Origin of the sequence: Paenibacillus rhizolycopersici, from assembly GCF_014947195.2 — a bacterium.
Classification (GTDB): domain Bacteria; phylum Bacillota; class Bacilli; order Paenibacillales; family Paenibacillaceae; genus Fontibacillus; species Fontibacillus rhizolycopersici.
This window is the reverse complement of sequence record NZ_JADCNN020000016.1, coordinates 47,285-67,957: the sequence shown is the minus strand read 5'-3', so window position 1 is coordinate 67,957 and position 20,673 is coordinate 47,285. Positions and strand designations below refer to the sequence as shown.

General features: G+C 48.7%; 19 protein-coding genes. 18 read left to right on the top strand and 1 reads right to left on the bottom strand.

Annotation, left to right across the window (positions count from 1 at the left end; translation table 11 throughout):
• Positions 1-10: 10 nt before the first annotated feature.
• From pseI to IM700_RS16345, 15 genes are all read left to right on the top strand, one after another.
• Entirely contained in the window at positions 11-1,057 is a 1,047-nt protein-coding gene (gene pseI / locus IM700_RS16415; RefSeq protein WP_193417958.1) for a pseudaminic acid synthase, read from the top strand.
• A 41-nt stretch (positions 1,058-1,098) separates the two neighbouring features.
• A complete protein-coding gene (locus IM700_RS16410) occupies positions 1,099-2,046 on the top strand; it encodes a dTDP-glucose 4,6-dehydratase (RefSeq protein WP_193417956.1) in 948 nt (315 codons plus the stop codon).
• A gap of 43 nt (positions 2,047-2,089) precedes the next feature.
• Entirely contained in the window at positions 2,090-3,289 is a 1,200-nt protein-coding gene (pseC, locus tag IM700_RS16405; protein ID WP_193417954.1) for a UDP-4-amino-4,6-dideoxy-N-acetyl-beta-L-altrosamine transaminase, read from the top strand.
• A 177-nt stretch (positions 3,290-3,466) separates the two neighbouring features.
• Positions 3,467-4,735: a DUF707 domain-containing protein gene (locus IM700_RS16400; protein WP_193417952.1), complete on the top strand. Its 1,269-nt coding sequence runs from the start codon at positions 3,467-3,469 to the stop codon at positions 4,733-4,735.
• Positions 4,736-4,754: 19 nt separating this feature from the next.
• Positions 4,755-5,534: a glucose-1-phosphate cytidylyltransferase gene (gene rfbF / locus IM700_RS16395; RefSeq protein WP_193417950.1), complete on the top strand. Its 780-nt coding sequence runs from the start codon at positions 4,755-4,757 to the stop codon at positions 5,532-5,534.
• Positions 5,534-6,625 carry a CDP-glucose 4,6-dehydratase gene (gene rfbG, locus IM700_RS16390; RefSeq protein ID WP_193417948.1) on the top strand — a complete coding sequence of 364 codons (1,092 nt, stop codon included), beginning with the start codon at positions 5,534-5,536 and terminating at the stop codon, positions 6,623-6,625. The genes rfbF and rfbG overlap by 1 nt, the downstream gene beginning before the upstream one ends.
• Before the next feature lie 22 nt (positions 6,626-6,647).
• Positions 6,648-7,187: a dTDP-4-dehydrorhamnose 3,5-epimerase gene (rfbC, locus tag IM700_RS16385; protein ID WP_193417946.1), complete on the top strand. Its 540-nt coding sequence runs from the start codon at positions 6,648-6,650 to the stop codon at positions 7,185-7,187.
• 21 nt (positions 7,188-7,208) lie between these two features.
• On the top strand, positions 7,209-8,099 hold the full coding sequence (locus IM700_RS16380; protein WP_193417945.1) for an NAD-dependent epimerase/dehydratase family protein: 891 nt from the start codon (positions 7,209-7,211) through the stop codon (positions 8,097-8,099).
• Positions 8,100-8,118: 19 nt separating this feature from the next.
• Positions 8,119-9,636, top strand: coding sequence for a lipopolysaccharide biosynthesis protein RfbH (gene rfbH / locus IM700_RS16375; RefSeq protein ID WP_193417942.1), 1,518 nt, complete (start codon positions 8,119-8,121; stop codon positions 9,634-9,636).
• A gap of 220 nt (positions 9,637-9,856) precedes the next feature.
• Positions 9,857-10,054 carry a cold-shock protein gene (locus IM700_RS16370; protein WP_114497214.1) on the top strand — a complete coding sequence of 66 codons (198 nt, stop codon included), beginning with the start codon at positions 9,857-9,859 and terminating at the stop codon, positions 10,052-10,054.
• Between the two features lie 129 nt (positions 10,055-10,183).
• Entirely contained in the window at positions 10,184-10,693 is a 510-nt protein-coding gene (locus IM700_RS16365; protein WP_193417940.1) for a VanZ family protein, read from the top strand.
• 131 nt (positions 10,694-10,824) lie between these two features.
• Entirely contained in the window at positions 10,825-11,376 is a 552-nt protein-coding gene (hpf, locus tag IM700_RS16360; RefSeq protein ID WP_193417938.1) for a ribosome hibernation-promoting factor, HPF/YfiA family, read from the top strand.
• 222 nt (positions 11,377-11,598) lie between these two features.
• Positions 11,599-14,106, top strand: a complete 2,508-nt coding sequence (gene secA / locus IM700_RS16355; RefSeq protein ID WP_193417936.1) for a preprotein translocase subunit SecA — start codon at positions 11,599-11,601, stop codon at positions 14,104-14,106.
• A gap of 138 nt (positions 14,107-14,244) precedes the next feature.
• Positions 14,245-15,355 (top strand): peptide chain release factor 2 gene (prfB, locus tag IM700_RS16350; RefSeq protein ID WP_155608213.1). Its coding sequence is split into 2 segments (ribosomal slippage): positions 14,245-14,316 and positions 14,318-15,355, totalling 1,110 coding nucleotides; the frame shifts between segments, so codons are not numbered across the junction.
• A gap of 45 nt (positions 15,356-15,400) precedes the next feature.
• The gene (locus IM700_RS16345) at positions 15,401-16,294 is read left to right on the top strand and encodes a YitT family protein (protein ID WP_193417935.1); all 894 of its coding nucleotides are present in this window, start codon (positions 15,401-15,403) and stop codon (positions 16,292-16,294) included.
• A gap of 245 nt (positions 16,295-16,539) precedes the next feature.
• On the opposite strand, the gene IM700_RS16340 is transcribed toward IM700_RS16345, so the two are convergent.
• Positions 16,540-17,241, bottom strand: coding sequence for a PIG-L deacetylase family protein (locus tag IM700_RS16340; RefSeq protein WP_193417933.1), 702 nt, complete (start codon positions 17,239-17,241; stop codon positions 16,540-16,542).
• Between the two features lie 232 nt (positions 17,242-17,473).
• Here IM700_RS16340 and argC point away from each other — a divergent pair, with 232 nt between their 5' ends.
• The 3 genes from argC (at position 17,474) to argB (ending at position 20,655) form a co-directional block, all read left to right on the top strand.
• On the top strand, positions 17,474-18,526 hold the full coding sequence (gene argC / locus IM700_RS16335) for an N-acetyl-gamma-glutamyl-phosphate reductase (RefSeq protein ID WP_193417930.1): 1,053 nt from the start codon (positions 17,474-17,476) through the stop codon (positions 18,524-18,526).
• 39 nt (positions 18,527-18,565) lie between these two features.
• Entirely contained in the window at positions 18,566-19,801 is a 1,236-nt protein-coding gene (gene argJ, locus IM700_RS16330) for a bifunctional glutamate N-acetyltransferase/amino-acid acetyltransferase ArgJ (RefSeq protein ID WP_193417928.1), read from the top strand.
• 68 nt (positions 19,802-19,869) lie between these two features.
• Complete coding sequence (argB, locus tag IM700_RS16325; protein WP_193417926.1) at positions 19,870-20,655, top strand: acetylglutamate kinase; 786 nt, start codon at positions 19,870-19,872, stop codon at positions 20,653-20,655.
• The last annotated feature ends 18 nt before the right edge of the window (positions 20,656-20,673 follow it).

The following is a 20,673-nucleotide window of genomic DNA, read 5'->3' as shown; positions in this document are numbered from 1 at the left end:
GGTGGGATTTATGAAGTTTCAAATAGGTGATCGGTGGCTTGGGAAGGATCAAAAACCATTCATTATCGCGGAAATGTCAGGTAATCATAATCACTCGTTGGATCGTGCCCTAGCTATTGTTGAAGCCGCAGCCAAAGCGGGAGCCGATGCTGTGAAACTACAAACTTACACCGCGGATACGATGACGCTAGATATTGAAGATGGTGATTTCTTTATCGGAGATCCAAACAACCTATGGAAAGGGACTTCTCTTTATAAACTATATCAAGAGGCCTACACACCTTGGGAGTGGCATAAGCCAATCTTTGATAAATGCAAGGAGTTGGGGATACTTGCTTTTAGTACACCTTTTGACGAGACCGCGGTTGAATTCCTTGAATCCTTGGATGTTCCCGCATATAAGATAGCGTCTTTTGAAAATACAGATATTCAACTTATTCGACGCGTAGCACGAACGGGGAAACCGCTAATAATCTCCACGGGGATGGCTTCCATCTCTGAGCTCGATGAGACGGTGCGTGCTGCAAGGGAAGCTGGGGCAATAAATATTGTCCTACTAAAATGCACGAGCACATATCCAGCGGATCCTCATAATACGAACTTAATGACAATCCCACATATGGAACAGTTGTTTAACTGTCAGGTTGGTATATCTGATCATACGATGGGGATTGGTGTCTCGGTTGCTAGTGTAGCCCTAGGAGCTACAGTTATTGAGAAGCATTTTACTCTATGTCGTGCTGATGGTGGTGTGGATTCTGCATTTTCCATGGAGCCGGATGAGCTTGCCGCACTAGTGGTGGAATCGGAGCGAGCATGGCAGGCTTTAGGAGCAATTACTTATGGTGCAACTGATCGGGAGAAAGAATCAGTGAAACATCGACGTTCACTTTATATTTCTAAAGATATGAAGGCTGGGGAAATATTAAGTAAGGAGAATATCAAGGCGATTCGCCCAGGTCTGGGTCTCCCAACAAAATATCTAGATGAACTGCTTGGCAAGCGGATTCGAAAGGATATAACAAGAGGAACTCCAGTGACTTGGGATTTGTTATAGATGTATGATTCTAATGTTGTAGGAGAGGAAGAATTATAACAATGAACATCCTACTCACCGGCGGGGCCGGCTTCATCGGTCGTTGGGTTGCCAAAAGATTGTTAGATGAGGGGCATCAACTTTGGATTCTAGACGACCTATCAAACGGACGAGAAGCTAATATTGGAGAGTTTCTGCAACATCCAGGATTGAAACAATTTATTAGAGGTACGATTCTGGACGAAGCTTTATTAACAAGTCTTTTTGAAACGAATAACTTCGACATTTGTTACCATCTCGGTGCTTCTATTAATGTTCAAGATTCAATAGATGACCCGCGTACTACATTTAATAATGATACGGTAGGAACTTTTTATGTTTTAGAGCAATGCCGCAAGCATAATACCAGGGTTGTATTCATGAGTACCTGCATGGTTTATGACCGCTGCACGGATGAGGAAGGGATAACCGAGAACCATCCAACTAAGCCTGCCTCTCCCTATGCAGGTGCAAAGATAGCCGCAGAAAACATGGTGCTTTCTTATTACTATGCATATGGCTTGCCTACCACAGTCATTCGTCCTTTTAATACTTATGGGCCTTATCAGAAAACAGGTGGAGAGGGCGGAGTTGTAGCTATCTTTATTAAGAATCAGCTTGAAGGCAAGGATTTAAACATCTACGGAGAAGGAACTCAAACGCGAGATCTTCTATATGTTGAAGATTGCGCTCGTTTTGTTGTTGCTGCTGGCTTCTCGGAAGCAGTAAACGGGGAGATTGTTAATGCTGGCTTAGGGTGTGATATCACGATCAATGATCTGGCATTAATGATCGCAGGGGATAAGAAGAGAATCAAACATGTCGAGCATATTCACCCCCAAAGCGAGATTCAAAAGTTACTCTGCAATTCCGTCAAAGCGAAACGCCTATTGAATTGGGAACCGCAAATGAGTTTGGAGGAAGGGGTCGCCCGCACAACAGAATGGATTCGTAATGGTGGTTTAGATTAAAGCCAGACGTAATGTAATGGTGGATTGAAAGGGGGCATCTCATATGGAAAAACATCGAAACCAAACAGCCCGAGATTCAATGCGATCAACAATGCTGCCATATGGACAGCAATGGATCGATGATCAAGATATCGAAGCGGTCGTTGGTATATTACGTGGTGATTTTATCACACAAGGACCTGCCATCGAATGGTTCGAAACGAAGGTGGCCCATTACGTTGGGGCGAAATATGCGGTTGCTTTCACAAATGGGACGGCGGCCCTACATGGAGCCTGTTTTGCTGCAGGTATCAGTGCTGGAGATGAGGTCATTACAACGCCTATTACCTTCCTGGCCAGCAGTAATTGCGTTCTATATCAAGGGGGAACACCGGTTTTTGCAGATATCGATATGGACTCCTATAATATCGATCCCGAAGAAATCAAGTTGAAGTTAACGGATCGAACCAAAGCGATTATTGCGGTTGATTTTACGGGGCAGCCTGTGGAGATCGACCGCATTTCAATGCTTTCAAGAGATCGAGGTATTGTGCTTATCCAGGATGCAGCCCATTCGCTTGGCGCGAGCTTCTCCGGTAGAAAAATCGGTGGTTGGGCGGATATGACCATGTTTAGCTTTCATCCGGTGAAGCACATCACAACCGGAGAAGGCGGGATCATCGTAACCGACGACGAAGATTATTACCGCAAGCTTGTACTATTCCGTAATCATGGAATGACCAAGAACCCGGAGGAGCTAATAAGCAATGACGGTCCATGGTATTACGAAATGCAGGAGCTTGGATACAATTATCGGATGACGGATATTCAAGCGGCCCTCGGTGTAAGTCAGATGGATAAACTGGATAGCTTCGTTGCCAGAAGGCGTGAGATAGCAGCTGCTTATACCGAAGCTTTTGGTGGAATGAAAGGTTTGATCGTGCCTAAACAACATCCATCAGCGGAATCTTCGTGGCATTTATACGTGCTTCGATGGGACCCACAGTATTTTAGTGCTGACAGAGAGACAATATTTAACGAACTGAGATCGTTGAATATCGGCGTTCATGTCCATTATATTCCGGTGTACATGCAACCCTATTATCAGAAGTTGGGGTATCGCGCCGGATTATGTCGAAATGCAGAGGTTTATTATCAAACGGCGATGACAATACCGTTGTTTCCTAGAATGACAGCTTCGGATGTCTCGGATGTTATAGATGGAGTTAGAAGAGTTTATAACAAGTATTATACTGGGTCTTAATTTTTTCGATAATATATATAAGACACTTATGGAACGGCAGTCGTCTAGTTAGAGAATTAATTCATCGAAGCGGAACCTCACTAGACATTGCCGTTTTTCTATTTATTATTACGAGGTGTGTCGAGATGAGATTTCGGTGGCTTTCGTTTCCAAAATATATGGTGTTGGGGGTAAAGTATGAGTACAAAAAGGAGAAATCTTATAGTTTGTAGGGCTGGAAATGCTTCCTTACATCCAAAATGGATTGAATCAGAAACTCGCAATTTCGATTTGTTAATTGATTATTATGGTGATGAGGAGCAAAAGTATGCTGACCATAGTGATTTATACATTACCAATAACAATGGACGAAAGTTCTCTGCTATTTACAACACGATATTAAAGAACCAAGACAAATTTGAGCAATACGATGCGGTATGGTTTCCAGACGATGATTTATTAACGGATACAGAAAATATTAATAAAATGTTCGATATATTTCATGCTCATAACTTGGCGTTAGCCCAACCAGCACTGACTAATGATTCTTTTTACTCACATCATATAACATTACAAAATTCTGAAACTACCTTAAGATATTCGTTTTACTGTGAAGTTATGGCACCTATATTTTCAAGGGATGCATTATTTCAATGTTATCACTCATTTAATCTTGGACAGGTAGGTTGGGGGTTGGATTTCATATGGCCTCAAATTTTGGGGTACCCCCACAAGAAAATTGCTATTATTGATGAAACCCCTGTGAAGCATACCCGCCCTGTTGGTGGTGGGGAGATTTATAAAAATCTACTGTTACACCCTAGGGATGAAGTGAAGATATTAATGCAATTATTCACCATTTCAAACCTTGTAGATTACATGTCTGTTTATGGTGGCGAGCTACGGTCTCCGAGCACGGAAATGCAGCTACCATTGGAACTCTCAAACAGTCTACTATCATCCCGACTAATCAAGGGGAGCGCCGATAAAATTATTTATGATGACCTTTGCGTGAAACAATACTTATACCCTAGTGTGCTGAAGATTAATAATCTAGCGGGGGCTACCGAACCTGCGAGACTTAAAACTAGTGATGGTTTAATGACGTCCCTTAAGGCCTTTACGTTACTTAAGCAAGGAACAGAACCAGCACAAGTTGTTGGTTTGCTGCAAAACATTGAGGATAACACGATAATTAATTTACTTGCATTATATCAAGGTGACCCAATCGAACTACTTAATGCGATTGCAATCGGCTTCTATCAAAACGAACAGCATGATAGAGTTATGAATTATTTAACTAAGGCTTACGAACAAAATAGCATGGATAATGATACACTCTATAATTTAGGATATGTACTTTATCAGTATGGTGAAAAGGATTTGAGCTTGCGCTTTTTGGAAATGATCGAGTCTAGTGAAGAATACGTTGCACAGTTGATCAATTTAGTCAGTAATGCTGGATAAGCCTAAGGTGGGAGACAAAATGAAAGTTGTGATACTGGCAGGCGGGTACGGTACAAGAATAAGCGAGGAATCTCATTTAAGGCCAAAGCCCATGGTTGAAATCGGGGGGAAACCGATTTTATGGCATATTATGAAATTTTACTCGTACTACGGCTTTAATGACTTTATTATTTGTTTAGGGTACAAAGGATACGTGATTAAAGAGTATTTTGCTCAGTATTACCTACATGAATCGGATGTTACTTTTGATTTTCGTAATAGTAACCAGCGAATAATCCACTCGAATAGCGCCGAACCCTGGCGTGTGACCCTAGTTAATACGGGTATTGATTCGATGACGGGTGGGAGAGTTAAGCGAATCTTACCCTTTGTTGAAGAGGATGAGGCCTTTATGCTGACTTATGGGGATGGTTTGTCTGACGTCAATTTGCTTGAATTGCTACAATTTCATAAGCGAAGTGGTAGGCTTGCTACTGTAACAACTACTCAGCCCCCTGGAAGGTTTGGTTCGTTGAATCTTGGAGAAGATGGCAGAGTGCGGCAGTTTGAAGAGAAGCCCAAGGGTGACGGCGGATGGGTGAATGCGGGTTTTTTTGTTATGTCGCCTAAAGCGATAAACTACATTGATGATGATTATACTATTCTGGAAAAAGAGCCGCTTGAACAACTTGCTTTGGATAATGAGTTAATGGCATACAAGCATACGGGTTTTTGGCAGCCAATGGACACGGTAAGGGATAAGAACATGCTTGAGGAACTCTGGAAAAGCGGATCTGCCCCATGGAGGGTATGGAAGTGATGGGAAATAACGAGTTTTGGAAGGGCAAAAAGGTTTTCATAACGGGCAACACCGGTTTTAAAGGATCTTGGCTTTCATTGTGGTTATTGCAAATGGGAGCGGAGGTAACGGGTTTTTCTCTAGAACCTCCAACAAAACCCTCATTATATGAGCTTCTTGGGCTTAACAGACATATGAATACCTACATTCATGATGTTAGGGATCTCTCAATGTTAACCAATGCGGTTACCCAGGTGAATCCAGATGTTGTGTTTCACATGGCCGCACAACCTTTAGTCAGAGAATCCTATACAGATCCTACAGGAACATATGCAGTAAATGTGATGGGAACGGTTAACTTATTGGAAAGTGTTCGTTACCTCTCGACCCGAGGGCAATATAAGAAAAGAGCAATCATTAACGTTACGACAGATAAATGTTACGAGAATAGAGAATGGGATTGGGGTTATCGGGAGATCGACGCTTTAGGTGGATATGATCCTTATTCCAATAGCAAAGCATGTTCGGAGTTGGTAACAGCTTCTTATCGACACAGTTTTTTTAATCCTCACTCTTTGGAAAGTCACGGCGTTTTGCTGGCCTCTGCAAGAGCAGGAAATGTTATAGGTGGAGGAGATTGGGCTGTAGATCGGCTAATTCCGGATAGTATAAAGTCATTATTGAATCATGAGCCGATAAGAGTGAGAAACCCGCTATCTATAAGACCATGGCAGCATGTCTTGGAACCATTGAATGGATATATGCTGATCGCCCAGAATATGTATGAATCAGGAGGAGATTTTGCAACTTCGTGGAATTTTGGGCCGAATGATGTAGATACGTTGTCTGTAGAATCCGTCGTGCAAAGGATTTGTACACTGTGGGGGGGAGAAGCTTCATACTCTATCCAGGACAATAATCTGCAAGTCCATGAATCTCGTTTCCTTAAGCTTGATTGTTCAAAAGCGAAATCACAACTTGGTTGGAGTCCACGATTCTCTCTTGATGAAGCTTTAATGGCAACGGTTGATTGGTACAAAGCATACAGAAATTCAGAAAATGTGGAAAATTTATGCTCGAACCAAATCGCTCAGTATACGATGGAAAAATAATGCTTGATGGGAGAGGCTTCAAATGGACGTTATCCCTTCTCTAATTCCTGGCTGCTATGAGTTACTACCTCGAATTATACATGATACTAGAGGGGCTTTTATTAAAACCTTTCATTTTGATAGTTTTCGAGAAAAAGGTATGGAGACCCGGTTTCAGGAACAATACTATTCTAGGTCCAGAAAAAGAGTTTTGAGAGGCTTGCATTTTCAAAATCCCCCTCACGATCATGTGAAGCTCGTATATTGCACGGAGGGGGAGGTTCTAGATGTGGTCCTGGATATGAGGAGAAGCTCTCCAACTTATGGAAGACACATCAAAGTTAATCTCAGCTCAAATAATGGAAATATATTATACATCCCAAAGGGGCTTGCCCATGGCTTTTATGTACTGAGCGAACATGCAACGATGGTCTACAATGTATCTAGTACGTATTCCCCAGAATCAGATGATGGAATTCATTGGACTTCCGGTGGGATTGATTGGCCGGACATGGATCCGATTTTATCGGATAGAGACCGAGGATTCAAGCGTTTTGAAGAGTATGAAAGTAAATTCATATGACATAATTGAGGGTTAATAAAGATGAGAAAAGCGCTTGTCACTGGAGCCACTGGATATATTGGGTCAAATTTAGTGAAAAAGTTACTGGATACCGGCTGGTGTATAAATATTCTCTTACGGGAACAATCCGATTTGGGGTTGATTCAGGACCAGAAAAACCAGGTTCAGATTCATTACTACGATGGCTCAGTTCAGACTATGATAAAGGTATTATGTAATGTACAACCGGACGTGGTATTCCATCTTGCATCGTATTTCGTTGCTGAGCATACATCAGAAAAAATCGATTTTTTAGCGCAAAGCAATATTATTTTGGGACTGCATTTATTGGAAGGCATGCATAAGAGTGGTTCGAATCTTTTGATAAATACAGGAACATCTTGGCAACATTATAATAATGAAGATTACAATCCTGTTTGTTTGTATGCTGCGACGAAACAGGCTTTCGAAGATATATTGGCTTATTACGTCAAAGCTAAGGGTATTAAGTCGATTACTCTTAAGTTATTTGACACGTATGGTTCAAATGATCCTAGGAGCAAATTACTTTCGCTGTTAAAGAAAACAGTGGAAAGCCAGGAACTGTTAGGGATGTCTGGTGGGGAACAAATCATTAACTTGGTCCATGTTAAGGACGTTGTGCAGGCATTTTTAATAGGTGCCGAACGCTTATTGAGTGACTGTGTAACTGATTCGGAAGCTTACGCCATCTCAGCTAAAGAACACCAAACTGTAAAGCAATTAGTAGCTATAATTGAGGAAACTATCAATGATAAGTTGCCTATATTATGGGGGGAGAGGAAGTACCGGGAACGTGAAGTTATGGTTCCTTGGAATAGAGGAACTACATTACCTGGTTGGTCGCCGGAAATAAGTCTACGAGATGGTTTGAAAGAGTATTTCAAATCGTAACAGGGAGAGGGGCGCGTACGTGTTTAACATAGGAGACGTTCTACAGACTAAGAATAATCAGGTTGTAATAGCTGAAATAAATCAAAAAAATATTGTTGCTTTCTCATGTGTAATCGAGACAGAAAAGCAAATCTTAATCAATTATGATTCGAAGATAGAGTTTAGTATTGAAGAGTTGACGGATGAAAGCACAAATTTGGTTACTGCAGTAGAACATCAGGTTCTTGAACAAATCAAAAGAAAATTGATATTCGAAAAAGTGGAGGAATTCCATCGATTATTTCATCAGAAGTCGAGTTTTCAGGCAGGAGTGTCCAATTTAAGCTATGCAGGGAAAGTTTATGATGAGAAGGAAATGGTGGCTTTAACGGATGCATCGCTTGACTTTTGGTTAACATCTGGAAGATTTACTAGACAGTTTGAAGCAGAATTTGCGCAATATCTTGGGGTTAGGTATGCACTTTTAACCAATTCGGGCTCCTCTGCAAACTTACTGGCAGTTTCTGCCTTGACATCGCCTAAATTGGGAGAGAGAAGATTATTGCCAGGTGATGAGGTAATAACCGTTGCAGCAGGATTTCCTACTACGGTTGCGCCTATTGTGCAAAATAGGCTTGTTCCTGTTTTTGTCGACGTAGACCTTGGAACATACAATATTTGTATTGAAGAAATTGAACAGGCTATTTCTCCAAAGACGAAAGCAATCATGATAGCCCACACCATGGGTAATCCTTTTAACTTAGCCAAAGTAATGGAGATTGCAGATAAATACAATCTTTGGGTCGTAGAAGATAATTGTGACGCTTTAGGAGCAAGATATAATGGGAAACTGACAGGGACCTACGGTCATGTTGGTACGTCCAGTTTTTATCCTCCACATCACATAACTATGGGGGAAGGTGGAGCGGTTTATACGAATGACCCCTTATTAAAGATGGCCATTGAATCCTTTAGGGATTGGGGAAGGGACTGTTGGTGTCCCTCAGGATGCGACAATACGTGCAAAAAGCGATTTGACTGGAAATTAGGTCAACTTCCACAGGGTTATGACCATAAATATACGTACTCGCACTTAGGATACAACCTAAAGGTAACTGATATGCAAGCTGCTATTGGTTTGGAACAGTTAAAAAAACTCTCACGGTTCATCGAGAAGCGAATTCATAATTTTCATCGCTTGAAAAATAATCTCAAACCTTTAGAGGAGTTCCTTATTTTACCTTATGAAACACCTAACTCCGAGCCAAGTTGGTTTGGCTTTATCCTTACTATTAAAGATGGTAACCGCTTATCAAGGAATAAAATGATTACCCATTTGGAAAAAAACAAAGTTCAAACCAGAATGTTGTTTGCAGGTAATCTTATCAAGCAACCGGCTTTTGAGAATGTTGATTACAGACAAGCAAGTTCTTTAGACAATACGAACAAAATTATGGAGGACACCTTCTTGGTTGGGGTTTATCCGGGGTTAAATGACCAGATGATTGACTACATGAGCAATCAGATAATTGAAGCAGTTAGGAACTCTATACTTTAGATATGTTTCATGCCCCTCCCTTCCCGGTTAATAAGGTTAAGGTGTGACTCCGATCCCACGACAACAGCTGACTATATTCCGACAAATCTTTACAAATTCCTTACAGTAAAACCTTTTCCTTGGTAATTGACACTGGATAAGTTCGGGTGGTATAGTCAGACATGTGAGGCTTGGTTACAAGGATCACACTCTTATTTGATAACGAAGGGAATGTTAGTGCATGCAAGGTAAAGTAAAATGGTTCAACGCAGAAAAAGGCTACGGTTTCATCGAAACTGAAGAAGGCGGCGACGTATTCGTACACTTCTCCGCGATCCAAACTGAAGGCTTCAAAACGCTGGAAGAAGGCCAATCCGTCGAGTTCGAAATCGTTGAAGGCGCTCGTGGTCCACAAGCCGCTAACGTAATCAAACTGTAATCATCCGGCACAGCCGACCTACATATGAACGGTACGATGGTTAACAATTGAAGATTCGCTAGCAAACACCCCGGAGGAACCCGGGGTTTTCTTATGCATTCATATCACAAACAAACGAGGTGACCCCCTTTGCACAACCTTCGACCCTGGCTGTGCTGGCTGCCGGCGATCGCGATGATGGCGATCCTGTTCGCGTTCTCTTCGCAGTCCTATCAGGAGCAGTCCCTAGTCCCCGATATCGAAAAAAACACCTCCGACCAATCGATCTCCGACTGGTTCGGCGGGATCCGGTTTAGCTACGGCGGGCATGAAATCAGCGTGGATAGCGTGGGTGGGGCGAGCTTCATCGAGTTCTTTATCCGTAAAGCCGCGCACTTTGGCAGTTATGCTCTGCTGGCCGCTCTACTCGTGTACGCCCTGAGCAGGAATACATGGGCCAACGGCGGACGGCGCTATTTCTACGCAATTCTGATCGCGTTTCTCTACGCCTGCACGGACGAGCTGCACCAGAGCTTTACTCCGGGACGGACGGCGATGGTGCAGGATGTGGTGTTGGATACGATCGGGGCAGCGTGCGGCGCCTCGTTCACGATTTTGTTGAATCGCTGGCGGGGAGCCGGCAAACGCCGCCGAGCCTGACAGTACGGGACATTTGCTGAATTGCAAGCATTTTTAAGTGATGCCGGGGGTGCTTTACGGCCCCTTAACACTTTTTACTTTGCCTTTACGCCATGGTATAATGAAGGTGCAAAGCAAAGGAGGAGTGCCCTATGAATTTTAGTATTCGAGGACAGCAGATTGAAGTGACTGAGGCCTTGCGTGACTACGTAGACAAGAAGCTCAGCCGGCTTGACAAGTACTTTGATGCACCCCCCACCTCAGACGGTACTGTCACATTAAGTGTGGTACGAGGTTTGCACGCGGTCGAGGTTACGATTCCTCTGATCGGCGTTGTGCTTCGCGCGGAGGACCGCAGCGACGATATGTACGCATCCATGGATGCTGTTGTGGACAAGCTTGAACGTCAGATCCGCAAGCACAAAACGAAAATCAACCGTAAGCTGCGCCAGAAAGGCGCCAAGAACAGCCTTTTTGTAGAAGGCGCGACTGCAGGCTCCGTGGCGTTGGATGAAAGCGATGAAGAGCTGGAAGTGGTCCGTACGAAACGCTTTACCTTGAAGCCGATGGACGTCGAGGAAGCGATTCTGCAAATGAATATGGTAGGACACAATTTCTTCGTTTTCTCAAACATCGACACCAAGGAAGTCAACGTCGTCTACAAACGGAATGACGGCAAATACGGTTTGATTGAACAGGATTAACTCCCAACGGATCGTACATTGATGACGATGGGTTGAACCAGGTGGTAATTCCTGTGATCCTAACGCAAAGGAAACGAGCCTTATCCGCCCGCGGATAGGGCTCTTTATTCGTATACAAAGGCGCTTTACCGCAGTGCAGACGTGATGGGGCGTGTTGCGGCATGCCTTACAAACTGTTACAATTTAGGCAAATCATCTGTTTATGCGTGAAAGGGGTAAATCATGCTGGGAATAGTAAAGAAGATTTTTGGCGACACGAACGAGCGTGATGTCAAACGTCTTATGAAGACGGTAGATTATATTAATTCATTGGAGCCGCAATTTGAGGCACTTTCGGACGAGCAGTTGCAGGCGAAAACCGCCGAGTTCCGGGAACGGATCGAGAAAGGCGAAACGCTGGATGATCTGCTGCCGGAAGCTTTTGCCACGGTACGGGAAGCTTCCAAGCGTACGCTGGGTATGCGTCACTTCGACGTGCAGTTGGTCGGGGGAATGGCGCTTCATGAAGGTAGAATTGCTGAAATGAAAACCGGTGAAGGGAAAACGCTGGTCGGAACCCTGCCGGTTTATTTGAATGCGCTCCTGGGGAAAGGCGTGCATGTCGTTACCGTCAACGACTATTTGGCACAACGCGACAGCCAGCAGATGGGGCAGATTTACAACTTCCTCGGCATGACGGTTGGGGTGAACCTGAACGGCATGGAGCATGAGCAGAAGCAAGAAGCTTATGCTTGCGACATCACGTACGGAACGAACAACGAATTCGGGTTCGACTACCTGCGTGATAACATGGTGCTTTACAAAGAACAGATGGTACAGCGGCCGCTCTATTTTTGTATCATTGACGAAGTGGACTCCATTCTCATCGATGAAGCGCGGACGCCGCTCATTATTTCCGGCCAAGCTCAGAAATCGACCGAGCTGTATTATGCAGCGGACCGATTCGTGAAGACTCTGACGCCGGAAGAAGATTACACCGTAGACATTAAAGTCAAGGCCGTTTCGCTGACCGAAAAAGGGGTCGCCAAAGCGGAGCGCGTCTTCGGCATTGATAACCTGTATGACCATAAACACGTTACGCTGAACCACCACGTCGTGCAGGCGCTCAAAGCGAACGTCATCATGCGCCGCGATGTGGATTACGTTGTGACGGAAGACGAAGTGTTGATCGTCGACGAATTCACTGGCCGGATCATGCAAGGCCGCCGTTACAGCGACGGTTTGCACCAGGCCATTGAAGCCAAAGAAGGCATCGAGGTTCAGAACGAGAGCATGACGCTGGCGACGATTACCTTCCAGAACTACTTCCGGATGTACCGCAAGCTGGCCGGGATGACCGGTACGGCGAAGACGGAGGAAGAGGAATTCAAGAAAATCTACGGCCTCGAAGTGCTGCAGGTGCCGACGAACCGGCCGAACCAGCGCCAGGATATGCCGGACGTCGTCTATAAGAGCGTCGACGGAAAGTTCAAGGCGGTCGTAGAAGAAATCGTAGAACGCTATAAGAAAAATCAACCGGTGCTCGTCGGTACGATCTCCATCGAGAACTCCGAGCGCGTATCGGAAATGCTGAAACGCAAAGGCGTTCAGCATAAAGTGCTGAACGCGAAATATCACGCGGAAGAAGCCGAAATCATCTCCCGCGCCGGGGAACCGGGCTCTGTGACCATCGCCACCAATATGGCGGGCCGCGGTACCGACATTTTGCTTGGGGAAGGCGTGGCCGATTTAGGTGGCCTGCATATCATAGGTACCGAGCGTCACGAATCGCGCCGGATCGATAACCAGCTGCGCGGTCGTGCCGGCCGTCAGGGCGACCCGGGTTCCACGCAGTTCTACCTGTCGCTTGGCGACGAGCTGATGAAGCGGTTTGGTGCGGATAACGTGCTGAACATGATGGACCGCCTTGGCTTCGAGGAGGACCAACCGATCGAGAGCAAGATGATCACCCGCGCGATCGAATCCGCGCAAAAACGCGTTGAAGGCAATAACTTCGACGTACGTAAAGTCGTCCTGCAGTATGACGACGTGATGAACCAACAGCGCGAGATCATCTACAAGCAGCGCCGCGAGCTGCTAGAATCGGATAACATCAAGCAGATCATTCTCGATATGATCAAGCCGGTTATCGAGCGGGTCGTTGAAGCGCATACCGCTGACGAGCTGCCGGAGAACTGGGAACTGCAAGAGGTTGCCGATTACGTGAACAGCAAGCTGCTGGATGAAGGCGCCGTAACCAAAGACGATCTTTGGGGCAAGGAACCAAACGAGATGGTCGAGTATATTTTTGAGCGTGTATTGGCTAAATACGATACCCGTGAAGAAGCCATCGGTCCGGAAATGGTTCGTGAATTCGAGAAAGTTATCGCCCTTCGCTCCGTAGACAGCAAGTGGATGGACCATATCGATGCGATGGATCAACTGCGTCAAGGGATTCATCTTCGGGCTTACGGCGGTACCGATCCGCTGCGGGAATATCAATTTGAAGGTTACGAGATGTTCAACGCGATGATCGCCAGCATCCAGGAAGAGGTTGCGACCTACATCATGAAGGCACAGGTCGAATCCAACCAGGAACGTCAAGCGGTTGTGGACGAGGACAAAATCTCCACAAGCGGCGAACCGGCTGAGAAACGTCCGGTCAAACGCGGCGACACCATCGGACGTAACGACCTTTGTCCATGCGGCAGCGGGAAGAAGTACAAACACTGCCACGGCCAAAACGCATAAAAGTCATGTCATCTTTTGATCACGAAGTAAGGTATGGTATGTAGGAAGCAAGATTTAGCGGGTGGCCTGGGAATCCCCGGGTCGCCCGTTTTTGCCCGTTTGGGCTGCGAATTCGAAGAAAGAAAGGGGATCCAACGTATGATCGATCCAAACGTGAAACAGGACATGCGCGAAATCGCGAAGAAATTAACCAACCTTAGGGGGTCTCTTTGACTTAGATCTGAAGCAAGAGATGATCGCCAACTATGAGGAGAAAATGGCGGCGCCCGACTTCTGGGACGACAACGATAAAGCCCAAGGTCTCATCGCCGAGATGAATGCGGTGAAGTCCTCCGTGGACCAGTACACGGCGTTGCAGAACGAATACGACGAGCTGGAAATGATGGCCGAGCTCGCCGACGAGGAAGGCGACGAATCGTTGGCTGCGGAGATCGGCAGCTCCGTCACCTCGCTTGTGAAGAAGCTGGAGGAGTTTGAACTCCAGCTGCTGCTCAACCAGCCCTACGACAAAATGAACGCGATTCTCGAGCTACATCCCGGCGCCGGCGGCACCGAGTCCCAGGACTGGGGCCAAATGCTGCTGCGGATGTACACCCGGTGGGCGGAGAAACGTGGCTTCAAAGTCGAAACGCTGGACTATCTGCCGGGCGACGAAGCCGGGATCAAGAGCGTTACGCTGTTGATCAAGGGATACAACGCCTACGGCTACCTGAAGGCGGAGAAGGGCGTGCACCGCCTGGTGCGGATCTCGCCGTTCGACGCTTCCGGACGCCGGCATACGTCCTTCGTCTCCTGCGACGTTGTGCCGGAGATTAGCGATGACGTGGAAATCGACATTCGCACGGAGGATTTGAAGATCGACACGTACCGCGCCAGCGGCGCGGGCGGTCAGCACATCAACACGACCGACTCGGCGGTGCGGATTACGCACATTCCGACGGGGATCGTCGTGACGTGCCAGAACGAACGCTCGCAGATCAAGAACCGCGAACGGGCGATGACAATGCTCCGCTCCAAGCTGTACGAACGCAAAATCGAGGAGCAACAGCGCGAGCTGGACGAAATCCGCGGCGAGCAATCGGATATCGCCTGGGGCAGCCAGATCCGCTCGTACGTTTTCCACCCGTACAGCATGGTTAAGGATCACCGGACTTCCGTGGAGACGGGTAACGTCGGCGCGGTGATGGACGGGGATCTGGACGCTTTTATCGACGGCTATCTGCGCAGCCAGATTAAGACGGAGAGCTAATCGGCGGGAGCACCCAACGCATCCCACATGTAAGGAGGGGCAGGAATGCCGCCGAAAGTTCGTAAACGCCGATTACAAGAATATATTCCGGTCACCGGGCCGGTTCGCCACACACTGGACACGGTGATGATTATCGTAGGTTCGTTAATTACGGCCTTGGCATTCAATCTGTTTCTGGTGCCCAGCAACATTGCCTCGGGCGGGGTATCGGGGATCTCGATCATCGTTCAGTCGCTGTTAGGCATCGAGCCTGCCTACACCCAGTGGGCGCTGAACATCCCGCTCTTTATCGCGGGCTACTTGCTTCTCGGACGCGATTATTCCATCCGTTCCTTGCTTGGCACTGTGGTGTTGCCTTTCTTCGTCTTTTTGACGAGAGATATGCCCGTGCCAACGACAGACCCGCTGCTGGCTTCCTTATATGGAGGCATCGGCGTAGGGCTTGGGTTGGGGATCGTGTTCCGGGGCCGGGGATCCACCGGCGGGTTGTCCACCTTGGCGCAAATTATCCAAAAATACAGCGGTCTCAGCCTCTCCGTCTGCGTCGTGATGATGGACGGGATCGTGATCGCGTTGGCGGGGTTTCTGCTGTCCCCGGAAAAAGCGCTGTACGCCTTGATCGGCCTGTACATCACGGGCAAAATCATCGACGCAATTGAGATGGGCTTCAATTACACGAAGGTTGCTTACATCATTGCGGAGCGGACGGAGGAGATTTCGCAGGCGGTGTTGACCCACCTGGACCGAGGGCTCACCAAGCTAGATGGTCGCGGCGGTTACACCGGGGATGCGCGGACCGTGTTGATGGTCGTCGTAGGGCAAAGCGAAGTGACGCGGCTGAAGACGCTGGTGCAAACACTGGATCCGACCGCTTTTGTAATCATTACAAATGCTCATGAGGTGTTAGGTGAAGGGTTCAAAAGAGTGAAGGGCGAGTGACATCACCTGGTCCCCCTGGCGATAATTGGAGGCGGGCAAGACGGTGGGAGAGTCTCTTATCGCTCCTTTGCACCATTATCCCTTTCGTTAAGGGAAATGGAGCAGGAGAAGATATAACAAGCCGAGTTTGTCGGTTGCACTGAGATCTGAGCGAACGGGATAATCGTGCAAAGCTCCCGTACAGTAAGCCATATACCTCTCGAAAAATGGAAAAAACCGTCCGAAGAAGCTCGGACGGTTTTTTGTTATAGCAAGCCGTCGTAGATCGAGGACTCGTTTTTTTGCGGATACTTTACGCCTCGTTCCCAGACCAACTCAAACGACTCGAGCTGGTGGCCGGGCGGCACCTTCGGCCCCAAAACGCCAAACACCCGCTCCACGCTCCAGATTTGCGATTCATGAGCGGCCAGCGCTTGACGTTTGGCTTCCCAACGATCGCCGGCTTCCACACGTAATACGCTGGAATGATCCGAAGTATACGATCCCAATTGGTTATAGTACAGCTTCTGTACGGAAGGCGCTTGGCCGCCAAACACGACCTCATTCACGGCATGATGGATCACGATATGATCCGGATGTCCGGATAGGCCGTCCTCTGGAAACGTGACCACCACCTCGACCTGATGCCGTTGCAGAAAGTCGGCGATCTTCTCCTGCAGCATAGCCGGGTCTGCCTCCTTCAGCTTACCGTCGGGCAGCCCCAACTGCTCAACGACAGAGATGCCCAGGATCGCTGCAGCTTTGTCCAATTCCTTGTCTCTTCGGGCAGCCAGCTGTTCGCGTGTCATTTCTCCTAAATGCCCGGTTTTACCGGCGTCTCCCCTAGTCGCCGTCAGCAGGACGGCGGTGCCCCCCTCATCGGCGATTTGCCGGATTAGATAAGAACAGCCAAATGTCTCATCATCGGGATGAGCGTATACGAATGCGATGGTTTTACCGGTCGTCATGTTGCATCTCCTCCTTCATCTGCGGTCTATAAGGACTCCCTCTTACTATACTTGATTCGGGCCCTGCAATAAAAGCCGGCGATGGGAAGCCTGACATGGGAGGGGAATTTTTTTGCGAGAGTTGTTGTATTTATATAAGTTCAGCCGTATAATAATACATATTTACTTCGGAATAATGCATATTGTTGATTTCATAGGCTTATCCATCGGGAGAGAAAGCGAGGTAAACGTCGTGAATGGGGAAAAAGTAAAAGTAGCCATCGTCGGTTCCACGGGGTATGGGGGCGTGGAGCTGATTCGTTTTTTATGGGGACATCCGCATGCCGAGATCGTGTCGGTCATATCCGTCTCCAGCGCCGGAGAGCCATTGACGGACGGATTCCCGCATTTGTCGGAGATTATCGTTCAACCGTTGGACGGCTTGAATCCGGAGGAGCTTGCGGCGAAGGTCGATGTAGTGTTTACCGCAACGCCGTCCGGGGTCAGCGCTAAGCTGGTGCCCCAACTGCTTGAGGCGGGGCTGAAGGTGATTGACTTGTCCGGCGATTTTCGGCTCAAAGACGGCCGTGAATACGAGGCTTGGTATAAACACGAAGCCCCAGCGGATGAATGGCTTACCCAGGCCGTGTACGGCCTAGCCGAAATTTATGGTGACGAGGTGAGGGGCAAGGAGCTGGTCTCCAACCCGGGTTGCTATCCAACCGCAACGCTGCTCGGCCTGATCCCGGCGCTGAGCGCAGGCTGGATTGATCCGGCGAGTATCATCATCGATGCCAAGTCTGGCGTGTCCGGTGCGGGCCGGGGCATGAACCTGACAAACCACTACGCGGAAATCAATGAAAATATGAAAGTGTATAAAGTGAACAAACATCAGCATATCCCCGAGATCGAGCAAACCTTAGGCCATATCGCCGGTGAGCCGGTGACGGTGACGTTCACGACGCATTTGGTGCCGATGACGCGGGGGATTATGTGCACCATGTACGCCCAGCTCAAGGGTGCTTATACGGAGGAAGATTTGGTTCAGCTTTATCGTCAGTATTACGAAGGGCGTTCGTTCGTCCGAATCCGAGACAAAGGCAAATGGCCGGCGACCAAAGAAGTGTTCGGCTCCAACTATTGCGACATTGGCTTTGCGGCGGATGAGCGCACGGGACGGCTGACGATCGTGTCCGTGATCGACAATCTGGTCAAGGGGGCTGCGGGTCAGGCGATTCAGAACTTGAACCTGATGATGGGCTGGGAGGAAACGACCGGCTTGAAACTAACGCCAGTTTATCCATAGGTTTATTCATCTTATACAGGCTTGTGAAAGGAGTTCGTCATGGGAGTGGTTAGTTTATTTCGTACAGCGCCGGAGGGGAGTATCACTTCGCCCAAAGGGTTCCAGGCTGGCGGGTTGCATTGCGGCCTGAAAAAGACGACGCGCAACGATCTCGGCGCGATCCTCTGCGAGGTGCCGGCGGTGGCCGCGGCCGTATATACGACGAACGTATTCCAGGCCGCGCCTTTGAAAGTGACGCGTGAGAGCGTCGCGTCGGGAGGGCGGCGGCTGCGGGCCGTCGTCGTGAACAGCGGCAACGCCAACGCGTGCACGGGCGCGCAGGGCGAAGCCGACGCGTACGCGATGCGCGCCGCGGCGGCGGAAGCGTTTGGGCTCGGCGAAGACGAAGTCGCCGTAGCTTCCACCGGCGTCATCGGCGAGTTGTTGCCGATGGATCGCGTTCACGCCGGCATAGTTGGATTGCCGGCGGCTTTGGCGGCGAACGGCGAGGGGGCCGAGCAGTTCTGCCAAGCGATTCTGACCACGGACCTCGTGAAGAAAGAGGTATGCGTGAAGCTTGACGTGGACGGCCGCGAGGTGACGATCGCCGGGGCCGCTAAAGGTTCGGGGATGATTCACCCGAACATGGCTACGATGCTGGCGTTTGTCACGACCGACGCCGCCATTGAGCCGCAGGCGCTGCAAAGCCTGCTCGGGCAGACGACCGACGTGACGTTTAACATGATCACGGTCGACGGCGACACGAGTACAAACGATATGCTGCTGGCGATGGCCAGCGGGCTGGCCGGCAACCGGGAGTTGTCGACCGGGCATGCCGACTGGGACGCGTTCGCTGCCGCATTTCGCCACGTGTGCGAGACGCTGGCGAAGGCAATTGCCCGCGACGGCGAAGGCGCAACGCGCCTCGTGGAAGTGACGGTCCGCGGTGCGGTGACCGACAACTCCGCTCGCGCGATCGCCAAGACGATCGTCGGCTCAAGTCTGGTGAAATCGGCGGTGTTTGGCGCCGACGCCAACTGGGGTCGCATCATCGCTGCGGTCGGCCGTGCAGGCGAGCCGGTCAACCCGGATACGGTGGACATCAAGCTGGGCGACATCGTCGTCCTGGAAGGTTCACGCCCAATTCGTTTCGATGAGGAAGAAGCGCTCGCCTATCTAAAAGGCGACACCGTGGCCATCTCCGTCGACCTGCATAACGGCACAGGCGAAGCAACCGCCTGGGGCTGCGATCTGACTTATGACTATGTCCGCATCAATGCGGCTTATCGAACCTAACGACTTCATCGGATAAATCATTAATCAGATGAGAGAAACTCCGACTCCGGAAAGGAGACAACCAAGCAATGTTTGTGATGAAATGTGGCGGCAGCACGCTCGCGGAGCTGCCGAATTCTTTTTTTGCCGACCTGGTGCAACTGCAGAAGGACGGAGTAAAGCCAGTGATTGTGCACGGCGGCGGGCCCGCTATTTCGGAGAACCTCGGCAAGTTGGGGATCGAGAGCAAGTTTGTTGGCGGGCTGCGATATACGACGGAAGAAGTGTTGGATGTCGTGGAAATGGTTCTGGCGGGCAGCATTAACAAAATGATCGTGCGCCGCATTGCCCAGAACGGCGGGAAAGCGATCGGCTTGTCCGGCGTGGACGGAGGTCTGCTGCAAGCAAGGCCAGTCGCGAACCACAAAGAGGTAGGACTCGTTGGCGACGTAACTGACGTCAATGACGAATTGATCGGCGGTGTGCTTGACCTCGGCTATATCCCGGTCATTGCCCCCGTCGGCATCGATGCCAACGGCGCGCAGCGCTATAACATCAACGCGGATACAGCCGCGGGTGCTGTCGCTTCCGCACTTGGCGTTTCACGGATGATCGTTGTGACGGACGTGCCTGGGATTTTGAAAATGACAGGTACCGAAAGAAAGGTACTTGATTCGATCACCGTACAGCAAATCGAAGATATGATCTCCACCGGAGAAATTTACGGCGGTATGATCCCGAAGGTGCGCGCTGCAGTGGCCTGCATCAGCGGCAGTGTGAAGGAAGCCGTCATTGTAGGCGGTAGCGAACCTGGCGTGCTCGGCAAAGTGCTGTCCGGCGAACGCATCGGGACTCGAATTGTACGCATGGCGTAGCAATCGGTGGGTACAGAT

Bases quoted from the DNA above. Each gene is read 5' to 3' on its own strand.
- pseI (WP_193417958.1), top strand. From the start codon at position 11: ATGAAGTTTCAAATAGGTGATCGGTGGCTTGGGAAGGATCAAAAACCA.
- IM700_RS16410 (WP_193417956.1), top strand. From the start codon at position 1,099: ATGAACATCCTACTCACCGGCGGGGCCGGCTTCATCGGTCGTTGGGTT.
- pseC (WP_193417954.1), top strand. From the start codon at position 2,090: ATGGAAAAACATCGAAACCAAACAGCCCGAGATTCAATGCGATCAACA.
- IM700_RS16400 (WP_193417952.1), top strand. From the start codon at position 3,467: ATGAGTACAAAAAGGAGAAATCTTATAGTTTGTAGGGCTGGAAATGCT.
- rfbF (WP_193417950.1), top strand. From the start codon at position 4,755: ATGAAAGTTGTGATACTGGCAGGCGGGTACGGTACAAGAATAAGCGAG.
- rfbG (WP_193417948.1), top strand. From the start codon at position 5,534: ATGGGAAATAACGAGTTTTGGAAGGGCAAAAAGGTTTTCATAACGGGC.
- rfbC (WP_193417946.1), top strand. From the start codon at position 6,648: ATGGACGTTATCCCTTCTCTAATTCCTGGCTGCTATGAGTTACTACCT.
- IM700_RS16380 (WP_193417945.1), top strand. From the start codon at position 7,209: ATGAGAAAAGCGCTTGTCACTGGAGCCACTGGATATATTGGGTCAAAT.
- IM700_RS16370 (WP_114497214.1), top strand. From the start codon at position 9,857: ATGCAAGGTAAAGTAAAATGGTTCAACGCAGAAAAAGGCTACGGTTTC.
- hpf (WP_193417938.1), top strand. From the start codon at position 10,825: ATGAATTTTAGTATTCGAGGACAGCAGATTGAAGTGACTGAGGCCTTG.
- secA (WP_193417936.1), top strand. From the start codon at position 11,599: ATGCTGGGAATAGTAAAGAAGATTTTTGGCGACACGAACGAGCGTGAT.
- IM700_RS16345 (WP_193417935.1), top strand. From the start codon at position 15,401: ATGCCGCCGAAAGTTCGTAAACGCCGATTACAAGAATATATTCCGGTC.
- IM700_RS16340 (WP_193417933.1), bottom strand. From the start codon at position 17,241: ATGACGACCGGTAAAACCATCGCATTCGTATACGCTCATCCCGATGAT.
- argJ (WP_193417928.1), top strand. From the start codon at position 18,566: ATGGGAGTGGTTAGTTTATTTCGTACAGCGCCGGAGGGGAGTATCACT.
- argB (WP_193417926.1), top strand. From the start codon at position 19,870: ATGTTTGTGATGAAATGTGGCGGCAGCACGCTCGCGGAGCTGCCGAAT.